We start from the raw sequence: 22940 nt of genomic DNA on the forward strand, positions 1-22940 counted from the left end.
CGGTCAGGCTTCCCCGCGCGCAAAATCCTCCAGCATTCCTGCATCCGCAGCAATGTCGAGGAAGGAGAAGCGATTGCGCATCTCCCGGCAATGAACGACGGCCTCGCGATAGAAATCGGCCGGCGTGCCCAGTTCGGCGGCTGAAATCGGGCCGCCGGTAGATTTCAGCAGGCACTGCATCTCGTCGACAGGCACCATGAATTGCTTGAGCTCCTGCCTGAGTGTCGGCCAGACCTCCTGCAGCCGCTCGTTGAACGCGGCGGCGGCATTCTCGTCGAAGGCCTTCTTCTTCAGTTCGTCGAGACATTGTGCGGCGACAGCCGGCCCCATGCGGCGGACCATGTCGTCAGGATCGATCCTCGTCGCCATCACCACCGGCGGCTTGTCGCTTGCAAGCAATGCTTGCTGCAATCGCGCCATGGTGAGTGAAGCGACACCTACCTGGGTGCCGTGGAGCGTACCGGGGTGACGCTCGCCGGCGAAGCAGTCGATGTAGTGCGATATCTGATGCTCGCCCATCGAACCGTGATTGGAGACGCCGGTGAAGGAAATGCCGAGGCCGCAGAGCGTCAGCACGCGGTAGAGATAGCCATTGGCCTCGATGTCACGTTCGGCAAGCTTTGCCGCACGCTCGTTAAGCGCCGCCTCATCCTTTTCCTGGATCAGAAACGGAACCTGATGGTAGGCAGTGCCAAGCAGACGGTGCGACATCCACCAGTCGATCTGGGCGACCGAGCGGCAAAGGCAGTCACCGAACCCCGCCGCCGACAGATAGGTCGGGGCGGCAGCGGAGACGCCAAGATCGACGAAAAAGCCTGATGGCGCGTGGGAAGGGAGCGATACCTTCAGGCCGCTTTCAAGTGTGATGGATGCGGTCGTCGATGTGTAGCCGTTCATCGAACCGGCCGTCCCGAACACGCAGTAGCGCCGTCCATTCCTTCCGGTGACGAACTTGCAGAGATCGTTGATCGTGCCGGAACCGACCGCGATCACGGCATCCGCATCCGCGAGTTTGACGGCCAGGCTTTCGACGTTGGCCATGTCGGCATGCGGGTGATCCAAGATCACGACATCGACGGGGCCGAGCGTCCTCAGTTCGCGCGCAACGCGTTCGCCAAGCGCATCATAGGTCGCGGCATCCGCAACGACCGTGAACCGCTCACCCAGGTCGAGCTCCGAAACGAGATCGGCCGCCCGCCCTTCGAGGCTTCCTTCGATGACGATCCGCTCATATGGCACGACGGCCTTGTTCCCGGTCTCCGGGTTGGTCCAGTGCCCGTCCAAAATGTCGTCGATTAATGCCGTCCAGGATCCGGCTGCCGGATTCGTCATGACGTCCTCATTCTGGGGGCAGGCGCGCTGCGCATCGAACAATAGTCACCTATCGCTGTCTTTTGTCAAGCATTTCCCCGCGACGCTTGACTTCGTTCCGCAAACCTGCGGAAAAAGGGACATGAATGCCAACGCCGACATCGACGTGGTCCGACCATCTGGGCTCTCGGCACTGCCGCCCGAATTCGACAGCGCGGTGGCGTGGGCTGCCTGGCTCTACTATGTCGACCAGCTCAACCAGAGCGATGTGGCCAAGGTCATGAACGTCTCCAGGGCGAGCGTGGTACACTATCTGCAGGAGGCGCGAGAAAGCGGACTTGTCGCCGTGCAGGTCGACCACGACGCTTTTGCCCGCACCTTGACCTCGCGGCGTCTCATGGAAAAATACGGGCTTCGCGGCGCGGCGGTTATCCCCGACCTTGATCCAAACGATGCCGACCGCCGCATCGGCGAAGCGGCAGGACGGTTGCTGGCGTCGATGGTCGATCCGGGTGACACGATCGGCGTTGCCTGGGGAAAAACGGTGCTCGCTGCCGCCCGCTCGATCCCACGACTACGGCATGATCGAAACCTCACCGTCGTCCAGCTCTCGGGAAGCTCGATCGGCACCAGCGATTTCTCGCCGGAATTCTGCACCTCGCTGATGGCCAATCGGCTCGGCGCCCGCTGCATAAACCTGCTTGCCCCGGCGATCGTCTCCACCGAGGGACTGCACGACGAACTCATGCAGGAGCCGATGCTCGTCAACCAGTTCCGCATGATCCGTGCCGCCGGCAAAGTCATCTTCGGGATCGGCGATATCGGGCCGGAGAGCACCTATGCCCGAGCCGGGATATCGGATGCGGCCGCACTTGCCGGCATGATCGAGCAGGGCGCGCTCGGGGTCATTATCGGGCGGTTCATCGACGCTCAGGGAGCCGCTTTCGCAACGCCGCTCGACGGACGCACCGTCGGCATCACGCTCGACGAACTGAAAGCGGTGCCGGTCCGCATCTGCGCCGCCGGCGGCGCCCGCAAGATGGGGGCGATCAGGGCCGGGCTCGGCGGCGGATACGCGACACATTTTGTCACCGACATGGCCACCGCGAACAGTCTGTTGGAATAACCGGCACTCGGTCGAATTCATCGTCTCGGGAGGACAAATCATGGGCAGCAGCGACGGACCTCTTGTCGTCGGCCTCGACAGTTCCACGCAATCCTGCAAGGCGATTGCGTGGAGCCGGGACGGACAAGCCGTGGCGGAAGGCCGCGCGCCGCTCGATCTGATGAGGCCGAGGCCGGATTATGTCGAGCAGGAGGTCACTGACTGGTGGCGGGCCGCAACAGCGGCGCTGCGACAGCTTGTCGGCACGGTCGACCCGAAACGCATCGCCGGGATCGCGATCTCCAACCAGCGCGAGACCGTTGCCCTCATCGACGGCGCCGGCGAGCCGATCGGACCCGCGAGCCTCTGGCTCGACGAACGCGCCGCCGGGCTGGTCGACCGTTTCGCGGCGGAGATCGGCCGTGAGCGGCTGCACGCGATCACCGGCAAGCCGATCGATGTGACGCCGGTCGTCTACCGCCTGAAATGGCTGCGCGAGAACGAGCCGGAACGGTTGGACCATGCGAAGAAAATCCTCGACGTGCACGGCTATCTGACGCTGAAACTGACGGGAACGCCAAGTGCGAGTTGGACGAGCGCCGATCCGTTCGGTCTCTTCGACATCTCGCGTAAGGCATGGTCGCAGCCGATCCTCGATCATCTCGGCATCAAGCCGTCGCAACTTCCCAATGCGGTGCGGTCCGGCACGCGGGTCGGGACGGTTGATGCCGCGGCCGCCGCAGCAACGGGCCTCTCCGAAGGAACGCCGGTGATTGCCGCCGGCGGCGATGGGCAATGCGCCGGGCTCGGCGTTAATGCCATGCGCGACGGCGTCGTCTATCTCAATCTCGGGACTGCGATCATCGCGGGAATCTGGTCGCGGGAACCGGTGGTCGGCGCCTTCTGGCGCACCATGACCTCGCCGACAGGCGATGGCTATTTCCTCGAGGCAGTGCAGCGGGCGGGTGTCTATTTCGTCAACTGGTTCGTCGACAATTTTGCCGGCGGGCGCTCCGATCCGGCGATCTTCGACCGTCTGGAAAGGGAAGCGGCGGCCGTCCCGATCGGCTCCGACGGACTTCTCGCCGGCACCACCCTGGTCGGTTGCATGGACCCGCATTGGGACCCGAGCGCACGCGCGAGCTTCATCGGCATGCACCCCTCGCACACGCTCGGTCACTTCTATCGTGCAGGGCTCGAGGCGATGACGCTGCAAACCGCCCGGGCTCTCGAAGAGATGCGCAGCCATGGTCTTTCGCCGGCGCAAATGGTGGCGATCGGCGGCGGCGCCAACAGCAAGCTTTGGACAAAGATGATCGCGGACGCAACCGGGATCTCGATCCATAAGGGGCACAATGCCGAAGCCTCCTCCCTCGGCGCAGCGATCAGCGCTGCGGTCGGCGTCGGATGGTTCGAAAGTTTTTCTGAGGCGGCGGATGCCATGACCAGCATCGCCGAGACGATCGAACCGGACCCCAGCTGCCGCGCAGCATGGGACGCGCTCTCGGCCAGGCAGGCCAAGGTCTTCCCCGCGACCCAATTCGCCTGGCGAACTGGAGCGTGAAAGCATCCCGTCCGGCTACTTCAACCCGCCCACCGCCTGCTGATAGACATCAGGCTTGAAGCCGACGAGGATACGATCACCAAGATCGAGGACCGGCCGCTTGATCATCGTCGGTTTGGCCAGCATCAGCGCCTTGGCTTTCCTCTCGTCGAGGCTCAGCTTGTCCTTGTCCGACAGTTCGCGAAATGTCGTGCTCGCCTTGTTGAGCAGGATTTCCCAGCCGACCTTGCCGGACCAGCCATCGAGCCGGTCCGCGTCCAGTCCTTCGACCCTGTAGTCGTGGAAGCGATAGGCGACATCATGGCTCTCCAGCCAGACACGCGCCTTCTTGATCGTGTCGCAATTGGTGATGCCGTACATCGTGATCGTCAAATTTTTGGCCCTCGGACTAATCGCTCATCGAATCTGGCGCACCGTAAACCACCCTTCAGACATTGCCCGCGGCGACCCCGCAGGCATCCTCAGAATTTTTGCGCTTGCCATTACTAAGGTTTTTACCTAAGTAACAATGTGCAGTGACGCGAGGACGACATGACCGTGGCAACAAGCCTGCACTCCGCCAGCCAGCCGCCGATTGACGGCATCTTCCGGGCGCTTGCCGATCCAACGCGCCGCCGAGTTGTCGAGCGGCTGAACAGAAGCCCGGCCTCGGTCAGCGAGCTCGCGCAGCCATTCGACATGGCCCTGCCCTCCTTCATTGAACATCTCAGGGTTTTGGAAGGCTGCGGGCTGGTGCACTCGCAAAAGACTGGCCGGATCAGGACCTACCAACTCGCGCCTGAGCCGCTGAAGCTCGCGGAAAACTGGCTGGCCGAGCAACGCGCGCTGTGGGAACGCCGCCTCGATCAATTCGACGACTACGTCCTAAAACTCAAGGAGAAAGACAAATGAGTTCGACCCTGCTGCTCAAACCCGACCCAAAACTCAACCTCGTTCTCGAACGCGTCATCGACGCGCCGCGCGAGCTTTTGTGGACAGCCTGGACGACGCCCGAACATGTTCGGCAATGGTTCACACCGAAGCCGTGGATCGTCACCGATTGCGAGATCGACCTCAGGCCCGGCGGCCTGTTCAGGACCCGCATGCAGTCGCCTGATGGCAAGGAGGTCAACGACCGGCATTGCTGCTACCTCGACATCGTGTCCAACGAGCGGCTGGTGTGGACCGATGCGTTGCTGCCCGGCTATCGGCCGTCAGGGGACCCATTCATCACAGCGGTCATATCATTGCAGCCGGAAGGCAAGGCGACGCGCTACACCGCGACAGCCATCCACCGGGATGAAGCGACACGAAAGAACCACGAGGAGATGGGCTTTTTCGACGGCTGGGGAACAGTGGCCGACCAGCTTGCGGCGTATGTCAGGACGATTTGAGGCTGCGGCCTCGCTTTGCGCTTACATAGCCGGCAAAAAATCGTCGTGGCCGTTGAGATGCCAGCGTCCGAGCTCCTTATAGAGGCCTGCCGGATGAGATGTAGGCGTTCCGCCCGAAACGGCTGCCGCCTGATGGCCGGGGAAGGCCGGCGCTTGAACGTAATGCACTTTTGCATTATATTTCAGGTTACCAATCAGGAGATTCTGCCATGACGACACTGACCGTAACGGCACGGGGGCAGGTCACTTTTCGGAAAGAAGTGCTCCAACACCTCGGCATCAAGCCGGGAGAAAAAATTGAACTGAATTTGCTACCGGGTGGCCGGGCAGAGCTAAAGGCATCGCAGCCGAAGGGATCGTTTCGGGACCTTCATGGCTTCCTGAAAGGGAAGACGAATGGCCAAGTTCTCACTATTGAGGAAATGAATGAGGCAATTGCCGAGGCTGGTGCGGCCGCCGGGGCCGGCAACGAATGAAGATCACGGCTGATACGAATGTTCTGCTCCGCGCCTATGTGGCTGACGATGCCAAGCAGGCGAGTGCCGCTGTCGAGCTGCTGGCAACTGCGGATATCGTGGCTGTAAGCTTACAATCCCTCTGTGAATTCACGTGGGTCTTGGCCCGCCAATATAAGACTGCCTGTGAGGACATTTCCGCTGCGATCCGTGCCCTCCTGAATACGGAGAATGTCGTGGTCAATCGGCCCGCAGTTGAAGCTGGTCTATCGGTCCTTGATGCTGGTGGTGATTTTGCTGATGGTGTGATTGCCTATGATGGTAGTTGGCTGCGCGGGGAAGTCTTCGTTTCCTTTGACAAAAAAGCTGTGAAGCTTCTTTCTTCACAAGGGCGTTCCACCCACCTCCTTAAGGCGAGCGCCTGATCAACGTGTCTCATATCAGATAGCAGCCGCGCTCGATGGCGAGGCGGCGCACCAGCGCCAGAACGCTGTCGATGGTGGGCGTCGGCTGGCCGGTCAGCCGGCCAAGCTCCTGGACCGCCGTCACCAGTGCGTCGATCTCCATCGGCCGGCCGCGCTCCAGGTCCTGCAGCATCGACGTCTTGTGCTCGCCGACCTCGCCGGCGCCCTTGATGCGGCGGTCAACCGTGATCGGGAAACGGACGCCGAGGCTTTCGCCGATCGCCTGCGCCTCCAGCATCATGGCGCGGGCAAGCGTGCGGGTTGCCTCGTCGGCAGTGATTGCCGCAAGCGTGCTGCCGGTCAGCGCGGAAATTGGGTTGAATGAGAGATTGCCCCAGAGCTTCACCCAGATTTCGCTTCGGATGTCGTCGCGAACCGGCACCTGCAGCCCCGCCACAACCATCTCCTCGGCAAGCCGCGTGACACGTTCGCTCTTCTCGCCCGAGGGCTCACCAAGCGAGAAGCGTTTTCCCTCGATATGGCGGACCAGGCCGGGCGCATCCACCTCGGCCGCGGGATAAACGACCGAGCCGATGACGCGATCCGGCCCAAGCCGGTCCCAGATCACTCCACCGTTATCCACCGCTTGCAACCGCGTGCCTTCGAGCGAACCGCCGATCTTGTGGAAGTACCACCACGGCACGCCATTCTGCATGGTGACGACAGCCGTCCCCTCGCCCAGCAGCGGCGCGATCTGGTCGAGCGCTGGTGCGACGGAATGGGCCTTGAGGGCCAGCACGACGTAGTCCTGGACACCTAGCTCTTGCGCCTGCGCGGCGGCCCTGACAGAGGCGACGGATTCATGACCGTCTTCGATCAGGCAAAGCCCGGCCGTCCTGATCGCTTCGAGATGAGCGCCCCGCGCCACGATCGACAGATCGACGCGGCCGGCCATGGCAAGTTTGGCCGCGAGATAGCCGCCGATCGCGCCGGCGCCAAAAATGGTGATCCGCATCATCCCAGCCCGGGTTTCGCAAGTCCGAGTTTGGTCGCGAGACCGATGCGCTGCAGCTTGCCCGTCGCGCCCTTCGGGATTTCGTTCAGGATCAGGACAATGCGCGGCACCTTGAAGTCGGCAAGCCGGAGCGCGGCAAAGCTGCGGATGTCGCCTTCGGTGGCGGCCATGCCCTCGCGCAGCACGATCGCAGCCGCGACCTCCTCGCCGAGCTTGTCGTGTGGCGTGGCGAAGGTGACGACCTGGGCCACCGCCGGATGATCCATCAGCACGTCGTCGACCTCGAGCGGCGAGATCTTCTCGCCGCCACGGTTGATGATCTCCTTGAGCCGGCCGGTGACGCGCAGATAACCGTCATCGTCGAGCATGCCCTGGTCGCCGGTATGAAACCAGCCATGCGCGAAGGCGGTGGCATTGGCGTCCAGATTGTTCTCGTAGCCGGCGGTGACATTGGGCCCGCGAATGACGATCTCGCCGGTCTCACCGGGCTGCAGCAATTGCCCGTCCAGCGCCATCACCGCCACTTCCGGTCCGGCGGCGGCGCCGACGCTGCCCGGCTTGCGCAGGCCCGGCGGCAACCGGTTCGAGGCCATCTGGTGCGCGGCCTCGGTCATGCCGTAGGATTCGATCACCGGACAGCCGAAGGTCGCCTCAAGCTCCGCCATCACTTGCGGCGGGAGCGATGCCGAGGACGAGCGGATGAAGCGAAGAGGCGCGGCGGCCAATGCATCGGCATTGCGCGCCGCCCGCGGCAGGATGGCCTGATGCATGGTCGGCACGGCCGTGTACCAGCTCGGCCGCGCCTCGCTAAGCCAATGGAAGAAGCGCAGCGCGTTGAAGCCCGGCGTGCAGAAGACGCTGCCGCCGGCCGCGAGCGAGGACAACACCGCCGCGATCAGCCCATGAATGTGGAACAGCGGCATGACGTTGAGGCAGCGATCACCGGCCGTCAGGCCGAGCGTCGCGCCGATATGGGCGGCCGAGGCGGCGAGATTGGCATGGCTGAGCGGCACCAGCTTGGGTCGTGACGTGGTGCCGGACGTGTGCAGCAACAGCGCGATGTCGCCGTCCTCAGCCAATTCGGGCGCAGCCGGCGGGCCGATCGGTTCACCCTCGATCCCAAAGCTTCCGGCTGGCGCGTCACGGAGTGCTATGAGCCTGAGCACAGCTATGCCCAGGCGCTCGGCAACCGCGACCGCCGGGCCGCTTTCGTCCTCGGCGACGAGGATTGCCTTGGCGCCGATGTCCGTCAGGTAAAAATCGAGCTCGTCGGCCCGGTAGGCCGGATTGAGTGGCGCCGTCGACGCCGCCGCCGCCGCCGCGACAAAGGCCGTCGCCATCTCCGGCCCGTTCGGCAGCACGATGGCCACCCGGTCGCCACGGCCGAGGCCCAGCGCATGCAGTTGCGCCGCCGTCTCGGAGATCAGGCGGCGCAGTCCGCCATGGCTGAGCGTGATCCTGTCGGGCGCCGAAATCGCCGGCGCATCGTCGGCGGCGGCGGCAAGCCGCTCAATGATCGACGCCGCCTCAGACAACGCGAACCTCGAGGTCGCCGACGCCATCGATATGACCGCGAAGAACATCACCGCGAACAACCGCGCCGACGCCCGCCGGCGTGCCGGAAAGAATGATGTCTCCCGGCATCAGCGTGAAAAGACCTGAGAGATAGCTGATCATTTCCGGAACTTTCCAAATCATCTGGTTGAGGTCGCCGGTCTGTTTTCGCTGGCCATTGACGTCCAGCCAGATCGCTCCCTGGGTTGGATGGCCGATCGAGCTTGCCGGAACCAATGGCGTGCATGGCGCCGATGCCTCGAAGGCCTTGCCGACCTCCCATGGACGGCCCATGTCCTTCGCCTTACCTTGCAGGTCGCGCCGCGTCATGTCGAGACCTACGCCATAACCGAACACGCAGTCCAGAGCCTTTTCGACCGGGATATCCGTACCGCCGCTTTTCAGCGCCACGACCATTTCGATCTCGTGATGGACATCGTTGGAGGCCGGAGGATACGGAAATTCCCCTGTCGTATCGAGGTTATCCGGGTTCTTCTGGAAGAAGAACGGCGGCTCCTTGTTGGGGTCGTGTCCCATCTCGACTGCATGCGCGGCATAGTTCCGCCCGACGCAATAGACCCGGTGCACCGGAAACATTTTGTCGGTTGCCGCCACCTGAATGCTGGGGACTGCGGTCGGTTCGATGACATAGCTTGAGGTCGTGCCGTGCATGTTCACTGTCTTGCTCCTGCGTAGTATTCGACTTTGGCTTCGGCCCTTTCGATCAGTTCGGCGATCAGCAGGGCGAAGGCAAAAAGGATGATGGTCAAGGCCCAGAATTCGGCCATGCGGAAATTTCGCGAGAAGGTTTCGAACAGCGCACCGTAGCCGACGATGGCGACGAGCAACTGGCCGATGACGACGCCCTTGACGCCGCGGATGAGGCCGAGGCGGATGCCGGCAAGGATTTCCGGAAGCGCCCCCCAGAGGATGATCTTGGTGTAGAGTGCCGGGCGCGAGGCGCCATAGGAACGCGCCATCTCGATCAGCGACGGCGAGATGTGGCGGACCCCGGCGCGGGTGTCGAGAACGATGATCCAGATCGCAAACAGGAACACCGCCGCAACGATCGTCTTCTCGCCGAAGCCGAACAGGATCATCAGCACGGGGACGATCGCCGAGAGCGGTGCGCTTGAAAAGATGTTGACCCACATGCCGAGCAGGTCGTCGGCGATCTTGACGCGTCCCATCAGGACGCCCAACGGCACGCCGATAACGATCGACAGGGCCATGCCCATGGCGAAGGCGCGAAGGGTTGTAACCGTCGCGCTCTGCCAGGACGGGGTTTGCACGAGATCGACGGCTGCAACCAGCACGTCGCTAAACGGCGGCAGCAGAAAGACGAGGTCCAGCCGTCCGACGATTTCCCATACGACGCACCAGACAAGCAGGGACGCCATCATTGGTACACGGTAGCCAAACAAGGTCATGGCCGGTCATTCCACATATTGCTTCAGCCCCTGCCAGATCTCCTCGACGGTATCGAGGTAGTGCCTGTCGCGATGAATGCGCTCCGGGTCGCCGGAGCGATCGATTTCCGGTTCGATGATCTGCGAAACCCGGCCGGGTCTCGGTGACAGCAACACGATACGATCGGAGATGTAGACCGCCTCCTCGATCGAGTGCGTGACGAAGATGAAGGTCTTGTTCTGGTTGGTGCGCAGCCGGATCAGGTCTTCCTGGAACTTCCGTCGGTTCTGCTCGTCGACCGCCGAAAACGGTTCATCGAGCAGCAGGACGTCGGCATCGACCGACAAAGCCCGCGCCAGGCCGACGCGCTGGCGCATGCCGCCCGACAACTCGTGGGGATATTTGTCCTCGAAGCCGGCGAGACCCACCTCGGCGATATAGCGGCGGGCGATCTCCTCGCGTTCGGCCTTGTTGGTGCCGCGCAATTCCAGTCCGAAGGCAACGTTGCGCATCACGGTCGCCCAAGGCATCAGCGCAAAATCCTGGAACACGAAAGCGCGTTCGGGGCCGGGTGCCGTGACGTGCTTGCCGTTGATCGCGACGGTTCCGCCATCGGCCCGTGTCAGCCCCGCTATAATCTTCAACAGCGTCGTCTTTCCGCAACCGCTGGGTCCGAGAAGGCTGGTCAGCTTGCCCCTGGGAAAGTCGAGGTCGATGCCACGCAGCGCCTCGACATTGCCGTAGGTCTTGGAAATTCCCCTCACTTCCACGATTGAATCGATCGGTGCGGGAACCGGCGACGGTCCATTTCGCAATGCGGTCGCACCCATCTTAAGCACCTCTACTCTCGGGCCTGAAAACACGGACTTCCACCCACTGCAGAAAGACGAGCGTGAGAGTGGAAAGCGCAATGATCGAGGCAATTGTTGCGTACATCTCGGCGTAGTCTGCGCGCGAGCGGTGGAAGGTTATGAGGTCGCCGATGCCGGTCGGGGTGATCAGCAGCTCGGCGAGCACCACGCCGACAAACCCGGCAGCGACTCCGAGGCGCAAGCCGGCAAAAATCACCGGGCTGGCGTCTGGAAGAATGATCTTGGCGACGGTCTGCCAATTTGTGCCCAGGAATGATCGGCACATAACCAGCAGCGACTCGTTGACGTTGCGCACGGCCTTGTAGGTGTTGAGCACGATGACCGGCAGCGCCAGGATCATGACGGCGAGCGTCTTGGCGGTCATGCCTATTCCGTAGACGAAGGTGACCATCGGAATGAAGGCGGCGACGGGTGCTGCCTGAAGCACGATGAACACGGGAATCACCAGCCATTCGCCGGTGCGCCACAGGCCACAGATCGTGCCGAGGCCGACACCCAGGAACGCCGACAGGACAACGCCGAGCACCAGCGGCTGCAGTGTCGAAAGATAGGCGGTTGCCAAGCTGCCGTCGGCGAGCAGTCCGACAAACGCGACGATGGTGTCGGAAAAAGTCGGAAAGGCGAAGCTGACGGGAATGCGCCCGGCCACCTCCCAGATTCCCGCGAACAGGGCGATCGACACAAGCCTGAGCAGGACCGGCTGGTCCCACGATGCGCCCGTCGCACTGCGATTGGCAAGAGGAGCGAGGCCGGCGGGCTCGCCGTCGGTTCTGATGCTTACGGCCATCCGGCAGGCCGCCTATTTCTTGCCGAGCTTGGCGACGGCGCGGTCGATCGCAGAGACATCCCAGAAGTCCTCGACCTTGAGGCTCGCGGGATCGCCTTCGATCTGGCCGGCAAGGCTGAAGAAGGCAAAGTCGTCTTTGGCCGCTTCCGCCCCGCCGCCATTCAGCGCAAGGCTGCCGGCTTCCGCGGTTTCCTTGTAGTATTCGGTGATTTCGCTGTCCGCTTCCGCGCCGAGATCCGGCAGCAGTTTGTACTTGTTGCGGAGCTCGACCGCGACAGTCGGGTTCGCGGTTATTTCCCGCGCGGTCTTCATCAGTTCCTCGACCAGGATGTCGACGTCGGCGGCGTTGTTCTTCAGATAGTCTGCGGTCGCGAAAAGCGCTTCGTCCGAGGCGCCGAGATCCTCGACCGGCAGAACGATGAACTTGCCGGGGGCTTCGGCCTCGAGCGCGCGCCGGTTGGCGGCATCGACGATCGACGCCTTGATGGTCCCCTGGAGCAGTGCATTGCGGCGAACCTCGGAACCCGGGACATAGCTGATGTTGCCGAGCTTGATGCCGTGGTTTTTCGCCATCAGGAGCATGACAGCCTCTGTGCCGGAGCCGCGCGCCTGAACGGCGACTTCCTGCCCGTCGAGATCCTTCCATTCCTTGTAGAATTCGCTGTTGACGACAGGAAAGAAGCGCAGCGTCGATATCTGCGCGAAAATCCGGATCGGCACGCCAACCTTCTGGATCAAAGTATAGGGCGCGCCAATGCCGACATCGGCCTGGCCGCCGACAATGGCCTGGGCTGCCAGATCCTCGTCATTGAGAACAATGAGCTCGACATTCACGCCGCGTTCCTTGGCGCGCTCTATCGCGGCGAGCGTCTGGATGGATTCGATCCCGGGAAGGTCGCCGAATGCGATGCGCATATCGCCCGCATTTGCGGCCGACAGGGGCAGTGCCCATGCCAGGGCCGCGGCAAAAGCGGTGGCAAGGATGGTACGTCTGGTCATGCTGGCCATTGTCATTCCTCCCGTTTTTTGTAACCATTTCCTTAATTGGTTAAGGCTACGGAGGGGATTGGTCAAGGAGAAACTGCACCGTGTCGGACTGGCGGGCCTAGAAAACTCGGCAGTTGACGGTTTGAGCTAATCGTTTTAACACCAACAAAGGGAATCATACGCGGATTGGTTAAATTGATGGACGATCCCGGCAATGGCGGCCACGCCGCCCTGGTTCAGCTTCAGGCTTATCTTGCCCAGATGGACCATGCCGGCGAGACACGGCTGCCTGCCGAGCGGGAACTGTCCGAGAGCCTCGGCGTATCGCGCGGCGATCTGCGCAAGGCGCTGGCAGTGCTCGAGAAGGACGGCCGCATCTGGCGTCACGTCGGCAGGGGCACCTTCGTCGGCAGTGGACCGGTCGAGGAGACGATCGGCATTTCGGAAATCGCCGGACGCACAAATCCGGCCGACGTGATGCGCGCGCGCCTCATCATCGAACCCGAGATTGCGCGCGAAGCGGCGCTGCACGCCACGCTTTCCGATATCGCAGGCATGCGTCAATCGCTGGTGCAGACGCGGGAAGCCGTCACATGGCGGCAATATGAGAACATCGACAATCTGCTACACCGGCAGATTGCGCAGGCGAGCCGCAACAATGTGCTGCTCGGCCTGTTCGACGTCCTGAACGCCGTGCGCCGAACCGTGGTGTGGGGACGTCTCCGTTCAGAAGGCGCCCGCCCTCCGGCGGACCATCACAGCTTCGCCGACCATGAACGCATCGTCGAAGCGATCGCCGAGCGTGACCTCGGCGGCGCGGCGGCAGCGATGCGGCTGCATCTCCAACAGGTCGAGCGGCGCCTGATCCCTGTTCGCGAAGCCGCCGAATAGCTCGGATTGACCCGCTACAGCGCCGCGCGTCCTTCTTGGATGCGCGGCGCTGTTCGGGTTAAGCCCTAAGCGCCGTAGCCGATGATGCCCTTGATCTCGAGGAAATCGTGGATTGCCCAGTCGGCATATTCGCGGCCGTTGCCCGATTGCTTGTAGCCGCCGAAGGGCGCGAAGGTGTCCCACTCCGGATAGTTGATCGAGACCTGCCCGGCGCGCAGGCGGCCGGCGATCTTTCGCGCGTGCTCGATATCTCCGGACTGCACATTGGCGGCGAGGCCATAGACGGTGTCGTTGGCGATTTTCACCGCGTCGTCGTCGTCATCATAGGAGATGACCGAAAGCACCGGCCCAAAAATCTCCTCCTTCTCGATGGTCATGCCCGGCTTAACGTGGCCGAAGACGGTCGGCCGCACGTAATAACCGCGATTAAGATGCTCCGGCCGGCCGGGACCGCCGGTGACCAGCGTAGCACCCTCGGCGATGCCGGCCTCGATCAGCCGCTGGATCTTGTCGAACTGGATGTTGCTGACCACCGGCCCGAGCTTGGTGTCTTCCGAGCGGGGATCGCCGACCTTGTGCGCCTCTGCCGCCTTCTTGGCGATCACCAGCGCCTCATCGTGGCGGGCGGCCGGCACCAGCATGCGCGTCGGCGCATCGCAGGACTGGCCGCTATTGCCGAAACAGGCGTTGACGCCCTTGCGCACGGCCTTCTCGAAGTCGGCATCGGGCAGCACGATGTTGGCCGACTTGCCGCCGAGCTCCTGCGCCACGCGCTTGACCGTCTCGGCCGCTGTTTTGGCGACGATGATGCCCGCCCGGGTCGAACCGGTGAACGAGACCATGTCGACGTCGGGATGGCCGGCCATGACCTGTCCGACATCGGGACCGGTGCCATTGACCATGTTGTAGACGCCCTTCGGCGTGCCGGCCGCTCCCATCACTTCCGAAAAGACGATGCCGCTGATCGGCGCGATCTCGGAAGGCTTCAGCACGACCGTACAGCCGGCGGCGATCGCCGGCGCCACCTTGCAGACAATCTGGTTGAGCGGCCAGTTCCACGGCGTAATCAGCGCGCAGACGCCGATCGGCTCCTTGACCACCATGGTGGTGCCGCGCTTCTCGCTGAACTCATAATCCTCCAGCGCATGAATAGTGGCTTCCATATGCGCCCTGCCCGCCCAGGCCTGCGCCTCGCGCGCCCAGTTGATCGGCGCGCCCATCTCCTGGCTGACAGCCTGCGCGATGTCCTCGTAGCGCGCGTTGTAGACTTCGAGGATGCGCTTCAGCAGCTGCAGGCGCTCGGCCTTGCTGGTTTGCGAAAAGGCCGGGAAGGCTGCCTTCGCCGCTGCCACGGCGCGATCCACATCGGCCTTCGAGCCGACGGAGATTTTCGTATAGGCCTCTTCGGTGGACGGATCGATCACATCCAGCGTTGCCGGCACCACGGGCGCGACCCATTTGCCGTCGATGAAGAAGTTCAGGTGATTGCTCATGGGTGATGCTCCGGTTTTCTGGAAAGGACGGGGATCAGATTAGCCGGGTAGCATAGGGCAGTTAGCGCCGCGGCGCAGGCTGATATGCGCCACGTCGCCGACGCTGAATTGAAAACCTTCCGCCCGGCGTGGCGCATCGATCACCACTGGTATCCCCTGCGAGAATTCGGCGTGCAGGCGCAAGGTGCGGCCGTGAAAGACGATGCTGCTCACCCGCACCGGTGCGGTGCCGGTCGCGGCTTCGGTCGCTGCCAGAAGATCCTCCGGACGCACACCGATGGTTCGCACCGCGCCTTCTCCCGGCGCTTCGCCGGTTTCCGACGTGGCTTCGAGCGGCAGGGCGCCGGCGCTGAAAAGCAATCGATCGCCGTCACGGCCGACAAAGCGCGACTGCAGCAGGTTCATCGTGCCGATAAAACTGGCGACGAATTTTGTGGCGGGCCGGTCGTAGAGCGTGGCCGGCGGTGCGATCTGCTCGATGCGGCCCTTGTTCATGACGACGATGCGGTCGGAGATCGACAGCGCCTCGGTCTGGTCGTGGGTGACCAGGACGAAGGTCGTGCCGAGCCGCGACTGCAGCCGCTTCAATTCGACCTGCATCTGTTCGCGCAGATGCGCGTCGAGCGCCGACAGCGGCTCGTCGAGCAACAGCGCACGCGGTTCGCAGACAATCGCACGGGCAAGCGCCACGCGCTGGCGCTGGCCGCCCGACAATTCGGCCACGCGGGCGTCGAGCTTCTCGGCAAGGCCAACCATGTCGAGCGCTTCGCCGACGCGCTTTGCCTGTTCTGCCCCGGAAAGCTTGCGCAGCGACAGGCCGAAGCCGACATTTTCGGCGACGTTCATGTGCGGAAACAGCGCATAGTCCTGGAAAACGGTGTTGACGGGACGGTCGAACGGCCGCAGCGAAGTGATGTCACGGCCTTCGAGCAGCACCCGTCCGCTTGACGGGCTTTCGAACCCGGCGATCACCCGCAGGCTGGTGGTCTTGCCGCAGCCGGACGGACCGAGCAAGGTCAGAAATTCGCCGCGGGAAATGTCGAGATCGACGGCGTCCAGCCCGACGACGCCGCCAGGAAAAATCTTCGACACCGCATCCAGCCGGACGAGAGGTTCAGGCGCCATCGCGAACCTCGGACGGCTTGGTCGTGTTGACCCAGAGGATTTGGCAGCGCTCGGCGCCCGGATTGCGGAAAGCATGCAGCAAGGTGCTCTTGAAGGCGAAGCTGTCGCCGGTCTTCAGCCCATAGGTGGTTGAATCGATCACGAGTTCGACTTCGCCCGACAGGACAAAACCGAATTCGTGGCCGGGATGGGCGTAGGCTTCGACGGTGCCGCCGCCGGCTTCCACCGTCACCAGCATGCCGTTGAGCGTAGCGGCCGGCGGCGACAGCAGCGCCTTGGCAATGCCTTCCGACTTCACCGGGATCTGGCGCCGACTGTTGGCGCGCACGCAATAGAGATCGCTGACGGCATCGTTGCCGTCAGCAATCAGCGCCGACGGCTCGATGTCGAGAGCGGCGGCGAGCGGCCAGATCACCTTGACGCGAAGTGAGGACAGGCCGCGCTCGATCTGGCTGAGCGCCCCGATCGAAACGCCGGCCTTTGCGGCAAGCTCGGCCAGCGAAAGACTGCGTTCTAGCCTCAGCGCCCGCACGCGCCGGCCGACCCGCACGTCAGCGTCGTCCTTCGGCCTTTCAGCCGTTTCGTTCAGTATGTCCATGCATACATCCTCGTTTGCCAACGCTTTCCCTTCTCCCCTTGTGGGAGAAGGTGGCCGAGCGAAGCTCGGTCGGATGAGGGGTGTTCCAGCTTGGCACCAACAGCGCTCCGTCCAGCACCCCTCAACCGTCTCAGCGCTACGCGCCGATCCACCTTCTCCCACAAGGGGAGAAGGAAGAGCGAACTCAGCCGCCTGCCTTGACCTTCTCGAACATCTTGGCGAGTTCGTCATTCTGTTTCATCGGCCCGGTGAAGACGGTGGTCTTCAGCATCACTTCCGGATCGGACGGCAGTTGCAGCTTTTCCAGTTCCTCCTTCGGCACCGCGGCGAAGGCCGAGCTGTTTGAGCTGCCGTAACCATAGGCTTGGATCAGGTATTTTCCCGAATCCGTCTCCAGCCGGCTGTTGATGAAATCATAGGCGAGGTCGACATTCTTGGCGTCCTTGAGCATGACGAAGCCGCACGCCCAGGTCAGCATGCCTTCCCTAGGCTTCATGAACTCGACCGGCACGCCCTGCTTCTTCAGCGAAGTGGCCGACGCGTTCCAGGTCATGGCGGCGACCAACTGGCCACTCGCCAGCGCCTGTTCGACCGAGGTCATGTCGGTGGTGTAGTTGGAGAGCAGCGGGCGCTGCTCGCGCAGTTTTTCAGCCACCTTTTCCATCTGTTCCGGCGTCATGTCGAATGGATTGACGCCGGCGAGAAGCGCCGCCACCACCGGCGTATCGTGGACGGCGTCGATCGTCGCCATGCGCCCGGCATATTGCTTGTCCCACAGCAGGTTCCAGCTCGGTTCCGGGTTCTTCACCAGATCGGTGCGGTAAAGGATCGAGGTGTTGCCCCAATCCCACGGAACCATCCAGACCTTGCCGTCGCCGGCCTGCAGGTCGGGCAGGTTCTTGAAGACCGGAAAGATCGAATCCCAGTTCTTGATGCGCTTGGTGTCGATCGGCTGCAGCAGGCCTTCCTTGTTCCAGCGCGCCACCTTGTCGTAGCAGGGATGCGCGACATCCGGGCGGAAACCGGCCTTGACCTTGGTGAAGGCGTCATCGTCGTCGCCGAACATCGAGGCCTCGACGCCATCGGGGTGTGCGGCGAGGAAGCTCTTGTTGAAGTCGGGAAGTTCGTAGCCCGACCAGGTGAAATATTGCAACTTGTCGGCCGCAAGCGCGACGGTCGACGAAAGCGCCAGCGCGAAGGCTGCCAATCCGGCTTGGACTGTCTTGCGATTTATCGATTTCAGGTCGAATGCCATTGCAGTTCTCCTCTTTCGGTTTCTTCTGGTTTGGACAGGTTGGCGGGTACCGGCCGCTGAGCGGCGGCGAGCCCGCGATGGCGCAGGATTTCGGCAATTGCCGCGATGACGAAGGACACGGCCAGGATAGCCGTGCCCAGTGCCATGACGGTGGGCAGCGATTTCGGGAAACGCAGCTGGCTCCAAATGTAGAGCGGCAAGGTCGGCTCGGTGCCGGCGAGGAAGAACGCGACGATGAACTCGTCGAAGGAGGTCAGGAAGGCCAGCATGAACGCTGATACAATGGCGGGCAGGCTGAGCGGCAGCATGACCCGCCTGAATGTCGTCCAGTCGGACGCGCCGAGATCGAGTGCCGCCTCGTGGATGGTCTTGGGGATAGCGGCGAAGCGGCTTTTCATGATCACCACCGTCGTCGGCAGCGCCACCAATATGTGGCCGAGCACGATGGCCGTGCGTGACGGTCCGAAGCCAATGAGGTTCACCAGGATCAGCAGCGAGATGCCGACGATGACGCCGGGGATCAGGATCGGCAGCCGCGCGATGGCGCTGATCGTGAAGGCAAGCGGCGAACGGCCGAAGAGATCCATGTAGGACACGGTGATGCCGCAGAGCGTGGCACCGGTGGCGGCAATTGCACCGATGACGAGGCTGTTGGCAAGGGCGCCGGACAGCGCCGAATTGCCGGACAGCGTCTTGTACCACTCAAACGTGAAGCCTTGCAGCGGAAACGCCGCCTGGATCGAATCGTTGAAGGAGAAAAGCGGGATCAGCAATACCGGCAAATACAGGAATACCAAGTAGACAAGGACGTAGGCGCCGAGCCAACTCCCACCTTTCTTAGCGTCTTTCCGCGCCGCGCTCATGTCCGGCTGCCAAATCTGCGGTCGGCGGAACGCACGACCAGCACCACGGCAAGGGTGACCAGCATGACGGCAACGGCGAGTGCTGCGCCGAACGGCCAGTCATTTGCCTTGCCGAACTGGGCCTGGATCAGCGAGCCGATCATGGTGCTGGCAGGGCCGCCGACCAGCGCGGGGGTGACATAGTCGCCGACCGTCGGCACGAAGACGACGAGAGCCGCCGCCAGCACGCCCGGCATCGAGTTCGGCAGCACGACGCGGCGGAAGCTGGTGAACGGTCTGGCGCCGAGATCGGAAGCAGCTTCGAGCAGCGATTTCGGGATCGTGTCCAGCGCCACATAGATGGGCAGGATGGCGAACGGCGCATAGGCGTGAGCCAGCGTGACGACGACGGCGGCCGGCGTGTTGAGAAACGCCAGTGTCGGTTCGGACCAGATGCCGCTTTCGACGAGCGCCGAGTTCAGCACGCCATTATAGGCAAGCACGATCTTCCAGGCGAAGACGCGCAAGAGATAGCTGGTCCAGAACGGCAGCGTCACCAGAAACAACAGCAGCCCGCGCCGCCGTCCGGCATGGAAGGCCAGGTAGTAGGCGACGGGATAGGCGGTGACGACCGTGGCCAGCGTCACCAGGCCGGCAATGGCCAGCGAGCGCAGCGTTACCGTCCAGTACAGCGAGTCGGATGCCACGGTGATGAAATTCGCAAAAGTGAAACCGGCGCCCAGCAGCGAACCGTCATTGCCGCGAAGGGCGAGGAAAACCACGAGGCCGAGGGCAAACAGGATCAGGAAGAAGGTGACCAGCCCGCCCGGCAGCAGCATGGCCAACCGGAAACCCGTCGAGGACCTGGACTCCGGCAGCGGCTGCCTTGCAACGATGGTCGACATCGGGTTGCCCATCGAAATTTGAAATCACTCAAGATTTTTTCATAATCATGAATCTGTCAAGCTGATTTCTGCATCGGCATAAAATCAGCGCTCGAATGCATCCAGCATGCGATACCAGGCGATCGTCGCGGCGACGCCGACCTGCCGAAAGAGGTGGAATGGGATCGGCCGGATCGGCGAGACCGGGAACGGCAATTGCCTGGCGTCGCCGCTCGCCAAATAGCCGGCAATGCGCTCGCCAAGCGCGGTCATCAGGCCGACACCACGGCCCTGGCAGCCGACCACTGCCATCAGGCCCTGCTCGGGCTCGTGGATATGCGGGAGGTGATCCGGCGTCATCGCCACCCTGCCAAACCAGCGCTTTTCGATGGCGACGCCGGATAGCGCCGGATACAGCCGGAGCAGCGCGCGCTCGAGATGCGCCCAATCACTTTCGCTGGTCGGCAGCGCCATCGGGCCGCGCCCGCCGAGCACCAGCCGCCCGTCGGCACTCTTGCGGTAATAAACGAGGATGCGGCGCGAATCCGACACCGCTTGCCCTTGCGGCAGAATCCCGGCCGCCAGATCGGGCGGCAGCAGTGCTGTCGCGATCTGGAAGGAGTGCAGCGGAACGATCGTCTCGGCGAGACCGGGGAGCAGGTCGCCGGTATAGGCGTTCGTCGCCAGAATGACCGCCTTCGCCTGCAATTCGGCGCCGTCCTCCGTCGAGATGCGCCAAAGGCCGGCGTTATTATCGAGGCGCACCACCTTCTGGTGTTCGGCGATCTTCACGCCCGTGGCCGAGGCGATCCGTGCCAGTTCCGACGTATAGGCAAGCGGATCAATCACGCCGGCGCGGCGGTCGAGCCAGCCGCCGAGATAGCCCTGCGCGCCAGTCAACGCGGCGATCTCGATCTGGCTCAGAAGCCGGACATCGGCGCCACGGTTCCGCCACTGCCGGTCCCTGTTCGCCGCCGCCTTCAGCGCCGTCTCGGTGTGCGCTGCCTGGATCCAGCCGTTGCGGACGAACGGCACCGCCAGTTTCTCGTCGCGGATCAATTCGAAGACGGCGTCCGCCGTCGAGGCGGCAAAATTGACGAGGATCTCGCCGCGTTCGGGGCCAAAATGCTCCAGCAACCATTCCGGATCATATTTCAGGCCGGGGATGACCTGACCGCCATTCAGGCCCGATGCGCCCTGGCCGATTTCGCCGGCTTCCAGCACCTGCACGGCAAGACCGAACCGGGCTGCATGCAAGGCTGTCGACAGACCGAGAATCCCGCCACCAACGATGACGACATCGGCACGCTGGCCGCCGGGAAAAAGCGACCGGAACGCAGGGGCCGCCGGCGGCTTCTGCCAGATCGGATCGGAAAACGGTAGGGGCAAGGGTCACCTGAATGTACTTCGTCAAATGAAAATCCTAGTGACGATTTCATGATTTTGAAAGAGCGTTTGATCTCGGCATCAGCGGAGTGAAGAGGATGGCGTCCGCCGATGCGAAATGCAGCGCAGGGCTCGACCGCGAGGAACGGGATAGACCTTTGGCGGGAATTTGTTGAAAGTGCCGCCGCCGCTGGTCAGGCTTTTTATGAACCGTTGGTCCGGCAGCGATGACCGTCGCAGCAGAACAAGACAGCAGAGGACCGCAGCCATGACGAACACCACTCTCCTACCCAACGAGGGCCTCTTCATCGGCCGCGCCCGGACAAGCGATACGCCCCATCCGCTGGTGGTCACGGTGCGCGACGGCACGGTGTTCGACATCACGTCGAGCATGGCACCAACCGTGCGCGATGTCTGCGAGGTGCCAGACCCAGCAGGGTACGTCCACGCGGCCGGGGGCGAACCGATCGGATCACTTGATGCGATCGCCGCCAACAGTTTCCAGGCCGCGCGCGATTCGCAAAAACCGTACCTGCTTTCTCCGGTCGATCTGCAGGCGGTCAAGGCGTCGGGCGTCACCTTCGTCGTCAGCCTGCTCGAACGGGTCATCGAGGAGCAGGCGCGTGGCTCCGCCGAGAAGGCGGACGCCATTCGCACCGACATTGCCGGGCTGATCGGCCACGATCTGTCGAAGCTCAAGCCCGGCTCGCCGGAGGCGATGGAGATCAAGGCCAAGCTCATCCAGCGCGGCGCCTGGTCGCAATATCTGGAAGTGGGCATCGGCCCCGATGCCGAGATCTTCACCAAATGCCAACCGATGGCATCGGTCGGCTTCGGCGCCGATGTCGGCCTGCATCCGGTTTCCACCTGGAACAATCCGGAGCCGGAAATCGCCATGATCGCTGCCAGCAGCGGCAAGATCGTCGGCGCGACGCTCGGCAACGACGTCAATCTGCGCGACGTCGAAGGGCGCTCGGCGCTGTTGCTCGGCAAGGCCAAGGACAACAATGCCTCGGCCGCGCTCGGCCCGTTCATCCGGCTGTTCGACGATAACTTTTCCATCGATGACGTGAAGCAGGCCATCGTGCGCCTGAAGGTCGAGGGCGAGGACGGTTTCTCGCTGGAGGGCGCCAGCTCGATGGCCGAGATCAGCCGCTCGCCGGAAGAGCTGGTCGCGGCCGCCATGGGTCCGCATCACCAATATCCGGACGGGCTGGCGCTCTATCTCGGCACCATGTTCGTGCCGTCGAAGGATCGCGGCGAAAAGGGCAAGGGCTTCACGCACAAGGTCGGCGACATCGTCACCATCTCATCGGAGAAATTCGGCGCCTTGGTCAACCGGGTGCGGCTGTCACCCGACTGTCCCCACTGGACCTACGGTGCCAGCCATCTGATGCGCGACCTCGCCAGGGCCGATCTTATCTAGGTTCCCGCCTCGACTGCGACGGAGAGATGTCCCGGCCTGGTGCTCGAATTGAGGATCCGCCTGCCTGGAAAATATCAGCCAAACTGATGTAATCTGATGGGACTTCTGATGGCGCCTTCTCGCGCGCCAACTACCACTGGCAAATGGAGGCTTGCCATATGTCGAAAAAGCGGATGCTCTGATGCATCCAGATCGGCGCTGGC

24 protein-coding genes are annotated in these 22940 nt (G+C 62.9%); 8 read left to right on the forward strand and 16 right to left on the reverse strand.

Features of this window, described 5'->3' with window-relative positions:
- Positions 1–3: 3 nt before the first annotated feature.
- Positions 4–1332, reverse strand: coding sequence for a sn-glycerol-1-phosphate dehydrogenase (locus AC0NIE_RS29830; RefSeq protein WP_473488250.1), 1329 nt, complete (start codon positions 1330–1332; stop codon positions 4–6).
- Positions 1333–1453: 121 nt separating this feature from the next.
- Here AC0NIE_RS29830 and AC0NIE_RS29835 point away from each other — a divergent pair, with 121 nt between their 5' ends.
- Both AC0NIE_RS29835 and AC0NIE_RS29840 read left to right on the forward strand, forming a co-directional pair.
- Positions 1454–2437, forward strand: a complete 984-nt coding sequence (locus tag AC0NIE_RS29835) for a sugar-binding transcriptional regulator (protein WP_473488251.1) — start codon at positions 1454–1456, stop codon at positions 2435–2437.
- 40 nt (positions 2438–2477) lie between these two features.
- Complete coding sequence (locus AC0NIE_RS29840; protein WP_473488252.1) at positions 2478–3980, forward strand: xylulokinase; 1503 nt, start codon at positions 2478–2480, stop codon at positions 3978–3980.
- Positions 3981–3995: 15 nt separating this feature from the next.
- Here AC0NIE_RS29840 and AC0NIE_RS29845 read toward each other — a convergent pair whose 3' ends face one another.
- Complete coding sequence (locus AC0NIE_RS29845; protein WP_473488253.1) at positions 3996–4352, reverse strand: ArsC family reductase; 357 nt, start codon at positions 4350–4352, stop codon at positions 3996–3998.
- 159 nt (positions 4353–4511) lie between these two features.
- On the opposite strand from AC0NIE_RS29845, the gene AC0NIE_RS29850 reads away from it, so the two are divergent.
- The 4 genes from AC0NIE_RS29850 (at position 4512) to AC0NIE_RS29865 (ending at position 6233) form a co-directional block, all read left to right on the forward strand.
- Complete coding sequence (locus AC0NIE_RS29850) at positions 4512–4871, forward strand: ArsR/SmtB family transcription factor (protein WP_473488254.1); 360 nt, start codon at positions 4512–4514, stop codon at positions 4869–4871.
- Complete coding sequence (locus AC0NIE_RS29855; RefSeq protein ID WP_473488255.1) at positions 4868–5353, forward strand: SRPBCC family protein; 486 nt, start codon at positions 4868–4870, stop codon at positions 5351–5353. The genes AC0NIE_RS29850 and AC0NIE_RS29855 overlap by 4 nt, the downstream gene beginning before the upstream one ends.
- A 209-nt stretch (positions 5354–5562) precedes the next feature.
- On the forward strand, positions 5563–5829 hold the full coding sequence (locus tag AC0NIE_RS29860; RefSeq protein WP_473488256.1) for an AbrB/MazE/SpoVT family DNA-binding domain-containing protein: 267 nt from the start codon (positions 5563–5565) through the stop codon (positions 5827–5829).
- Positions 5826–6233, forward strand: coding sequence for a type II toxin-antitoxin system VapC family toxin (locus AC0NIE_RS29865; protein WP_473488257.1), 408 nt, complete (start codon positions 5826–5828; stop codon positions 6231–6233). Before AC0NIE_RS29860 ends, AC0NIE_RS29865 begins: the two co-directional genes overlap by 4 nt.
- Positions 6234–6243: 10 nt before the next feature.
- Here AC0NIE_RS29865 and AC0NIE_RS29870 read toward each other — a convergent pair whose 3' ends face one another.
- Genes AC0NIE_RS29870 through AC0NIE_RS29900 form a run of 7 tightly spaced genes read right to left on the reverse strand, consistent with a single transcriptional unit; the run spans position 6244 to position 12858 of the window.
- On the reverse strand, positions 6244–7227 hold the full coding sequence (locus AC0NIE_RS29870) for a 2-dehydropantoate 2-reductase (RefSeq protein WP_473488306.1): 984 nt from the start codon (positions 7225–7227) through the stop codon (positions 6244–6246).
- Positions 7227–8789 (reverse strand): acyl--CoA ligase, encoded by a 1563-nt coding sequence (locus AC0NIE_RS29875; protein ID WP_473488258.1) that lies wholly within the window; start codon positions 8787–8789, stop codon positions 7227–7229. Before AC0NIE_RS29875 ends, AC0NIE_RS29870 begins: the two co-directional genes overlap by 1 nt.
- Positions 8755–9453, reverse strand: coding sequence for a fumarylacetoacetate hydrolase family protein (locus AC0NIE_RS29880; RefSeq protein ID WP_473488307.1), 699 nt, complete (start codon positions 9451–9453; stop codon positions 8755–8757). Before AC0NIE_RS29880 ends, AC0NIE_RS29875 begins: the two co-directional genes overlap by 35 nt.
- A gap of 2 nt (positions 9454–9455) precedes the next feature.
- Complete coding sequence (locus AC0NIE_RS29885) at positions 9456–10211, reverse strand: ABC transporter permease (RefSeq protein ID WP_473488259.1); 756 nt, start codon at positions 10209–10211, stop codon at positions 9456–9458.
- 6 nt (positions 10212–10217) lie between these two features.
- Positions 10218–11021, reverse strand: coding sequence for an ABC transporter ATP-binding protein (locus tag AC0NIE_RS29890; protein WP_473488260.1), 804 nt, complete (start codon positions 11019–11021; stop codon positions 10218–10220).
- Between the two features lies 1 nt (position 11022).
- The gene (locus AC0NIE_RS29895) at positions 11023–11850 is read right to left on the reverse strand and encodes an ABC transporter permease (RefSeq protein ID WP_473488261.1); all 828 of its coding nucleotides are present in this window, start codon (positions 11848–11850) and stop codon (positions 11023–11025) included.
- A 12-nt stretch (positions 11851–11862) separates the two neighbouring features.
- Positions 11863–12858: an ABC transporter substrate-binding protein gene (locus tag AC0NIE_RS29900; protein WP_473488262.1), complete on the reverse strand. Its 996-nt coding sequence runs from the start codon at positions 12856–12858 to the stop codon at positions 11863–11865.
- Between the two features lie 177 nt (positions 12859–13035).
- On the opposite strand from AC0NIE_RS29900, the gene AC0NIE_RS29905 reads away from it, so the two are divergent.
- Entirely contained in the window at positions 13036–13728 is a 693-nt protein-coding gene (locus AC0NIE_RS29905; protein ID WP_352952949.1) for a FadR/GntR family transcriptional regulator, read from the forward strand.
- A 65-nt stretch (positions 13729–13793) separates the two neighbouring features.
- Here AC0NIE_RS29905 and AC0NIE_RS29910 read toward each other — a convergent pair whose 3' ends face one another.
- From AC0NIE_RS29910 to AC0NIE_RS29940, 7 genes are all read right to left on the reverse strand, one after another.
- On the reverse strand, positions 13794–15221 hold the full coding sequence (locus tag AC0NIE_RS29910) for an aldehyde dehydrogenase family protein (protein WP_473488263.1): 1428 nt from the start codon (positions 15219–15221) through the stop codon (positions 13794–13796).
- 39 nt (positions 15222–15260) lie between these two features.
- On the reverse strand, positions 15261–16346 hold the full coding sequence (locus tag AC0NIE_RS29915; RefSeq protein ID WP_473488264.1) for an ABC transporter ATP-binding protein: 1086 nt from the start codon (positions 16344–16346) through the stop codon (positions 15261–15263).
- Positions 16336–16944 (reverse strand): cupin domain-containing protein, encoded by a 609-nt coding sequence (locus AC0NIE_RS29920; RefSeq protein WP_473488265.1) that lies wholly within the window; start codon positions 16942–16944, stop codon positions 16336–16338. The genes AC0NIE_RS29915 and AC0NIE_RS29920 overlap by 11 nt, the downstream gene beginning before the upstream one ends.
- Positions 16945–17128: 184 nt before the next feature.
- The gene (locus AC0NIE_RS29925; protein WP_192355892.1) at positions 17129–18199 is read right to left on the reverse strand and encodes an ABC transporter substrate-binding protein; all 1071 of its coding nucleotides are present in this window, start codon (positions 18197–18199) and stop codon (positions 17129–17131) included.
- Positions 18184–19062: an ABC transporter permease gene (locus tag AC0NIE_RS29930; protein ID WP_473488266.1), complete on the reverse strand. Its 879-nt coding sequence runs from the start codon at positions 19060–19062 to the stop codon at positions 18184–18186. The genes AC0NIE_RS29925 and AC0NIE_RS29930 overlap by 16 nt, the downstream gene beginning before the upstream one ends.
- Complete coding sequence (locus AC0NIE_RS29935; protein WP_473488267.1) at positions 19059–19946, reverse strand: ABC transporter permease; 888 nt, start codon at positions 19944–19946, stop codon at positions 19059–19061. Before AC0NIE_RS29935 ends, AC0NIE_RS29930 begins: the two co-directional genes overlap by 4 nt.
- Before the next feature lie 84 nt (positions 19947–20030).
- Entirely contained in the window at positions 20031–21314 is a 1284-nt protein-coding gene (locus AC0NIE_RS29940) for an NAD(P)/FAD-dependent oxidoreductase (RefSeq protein ID WP_473488268.1), read from the reverse strand.
- Positions 21315–21579: 265 nt separating this feature from the next.
- Between AC0NIE_RS29940 and AC0NIE_RS29945 the strand changes: the two genes are divergently transcribed.
- Positions 21580–22737: a fumarylacetoacetate hydrolase family protein gene (locus AC0NIE_RS29945; protein ID WP_473488269.1), complete on the forward strand. Its 1158-nt coding sequence runs from the start codon at positions 21580–21582 to the stop codon at positions 22735–22737.
- Positions 22738–22940 lie beyond the last annotated feature (203 nt).

Source organism: Mesorhizobium sp. WSM4842 (genome assembly GCF_055901575.1).

What these genes read in the sequence shown, in the direction of transcription:
- AC0NIE_RS29870 (WP_473488306.1), bottom strand. Translation starts at nt 7,227, where the DNA reads ATGCGGATCACCATTTTTGGCGCCGGCGCGATCGGCGGCTATCTCGCG.
- AC0NIE_RS29945 (WP_473488269.1), top strand. Translation starts at nt 21,580, where the DNA reads ATGACGAACACCACTCTCCTACCCAACGAGGGCCTCTTCATCGGCCGC.
- AC0NIE_RS29925 (WP_192355892.1), bottom strand. Translation starts at nt 18,199, where the DNA reads ATGGCATTCGACCTGAAATCGATAAATCGCAAGACAGTCCAAGCCGGA.
- AC0NIE_RS29915 (WP_473488264.1), bottom strand. Translation starts at nt 16,346, where the DNA reads ATGGCGCCTGAACCTCTCGTCCGGCTGGATGCGGTGTCGAAGATTTTT.
- AC0NIE_RS29890 (WP_473488260.1), bottom strand. Translation starts at nt 11,021, where the DNA reads ATGGGTGCGACCGCATTGCGAAATGGACCGTCGCCGGTTCCCGCACCG.
- AC0NIE_RS29880 (WP_473488307.1), bottom strand. Translation starts at nt 9,453, where the DNA reads ATGCACGGCACGACCTCAAGCTATGTCATCGAACCGACCGCAGTCCCC.
- AC0NIE_RS29835 (WP_473488251.1), top strand. Translation starts at nt 1,454, where the DNA reads ATGAATGCCAACGCCGACATCGACGTGGTCCGACCATCTGGGCTCTCG.
- AC0NIE_RS29865 (WP_473488257.1), top strand. Translation starts at nt 5,826, where the DNA reads ATGAAGATCACGGCTGATACGAATGTTCTGCTCCGCGCCTATGTGGCT.
- AC0NIE_RS29895 (WP_473488261.1), bottom strand. Translation starts at nt 11,850, where the DNA reads ATGGCCGTAAGCATCAGAACCGACGGCGAGCCCGCCGGCCTCGCTCCT.
- AC0NIE_RS29860 (WP_473488256.1), top strand. Translation starts at nt 5,563, where the DNA reads ATGACGACACTGACCGTAACGGCACGGGGGCAGGTCACTTTTCGGAAA.
- AC0NIE_RS29935 (WP_473488267.1), bottom strand. Translation starts at nt 19,946, where the DNA reads ATGTCGACCATCGTTGCAAGGCAGCCGCTGCCGGAGTCCAGGTCCTCG.
- AC0NIE_RS29920 (WP_473488265.1), bottom strand. Translation starts at nt 16,944, where the DNA reads ATGGACATACTGAACGAAACGGCTGAAAGGCCGAAGGACGACGCTGAC.
- AC0NIE_RS29875 (WP_473488258.1), bottom strand. Translation starts at nt 8,789, where the DNA reads ATGGCGTCGGCGACCTCGAGGTTCGCGTTGTCTGAGGCGGCGTCGATC.
- AC0NIE_RS29900 (WP_473488262.1), bottom strand. Translation starts at nt 12,858, where the DNA reads ATGGCCAGCATGACCAGACGTACCATCCTTGCCACCGCTTTTGCCGCG.
- AC0NIE_RS29830 (WP_473488250.1), bottom strand. Translation starts at nt 1,332, where the DNA reads ATGACGAATCCGGCAGCCGGATCCTGGACGGCATTAATCGACGACATT.
- AC0NIE_RS29910 (WP_473488263.1), bottom strand. Translation starts at nt 15,221, where the DNA reads ATGAGCAATCACCTGAACTTCTTCATCGACGGCAAATGGGTCGCGCCC.
- AC0NIE_RS29905 (WP_352952949.1), top strand. Translation starts at nt 13,036, where the DNA reads ATGGACGATCCCGGCAATGGCGGCCACGCCGCCCTGGTTCAGCTTCAG.
- AC0NIE_RS29930 (WP_473488266.1), bottom strand. Translation starts at nt 19,062, where the DNA reads ATGAGCGCGGCGCGGAAAGACGCTAAGAAAGGTGGGAGTTGGCTCGGC.
- AC0NIE_RS29840 (WP_473488252.1), top strand. Translation starts at nt 2,478, where the DNA reads ATGGGCAGCAGCGACGGACCTCTTGTCGTCGGCCTCGACAGTTCCACG.
- AC0NIE_RS29855 (WP_473488255.1), top strand. Translation starts at nt 4,868, where the DNA reads ATGAGTTCGACCCTGCTGCTCAAACCCGACCCAAAACTCAACCTCGTT.
- AC0NIE_RS29885 (WP_473488259.1), bottom strand. Translation starts at nt 10,211, where the DNA reads ATGACCTTGTTTGGCTACCGTGTACCAATGATGGCGTCCCTGCTTGTC.
- AC0NIE_RS29850 (WP_473488254.1), top strand. Translation starts at nt 4,512, where the DNA reads ATGACCGTGGCAACAAGCCTGCACTCCGCCAGCCAGCCGCCGATTGAC.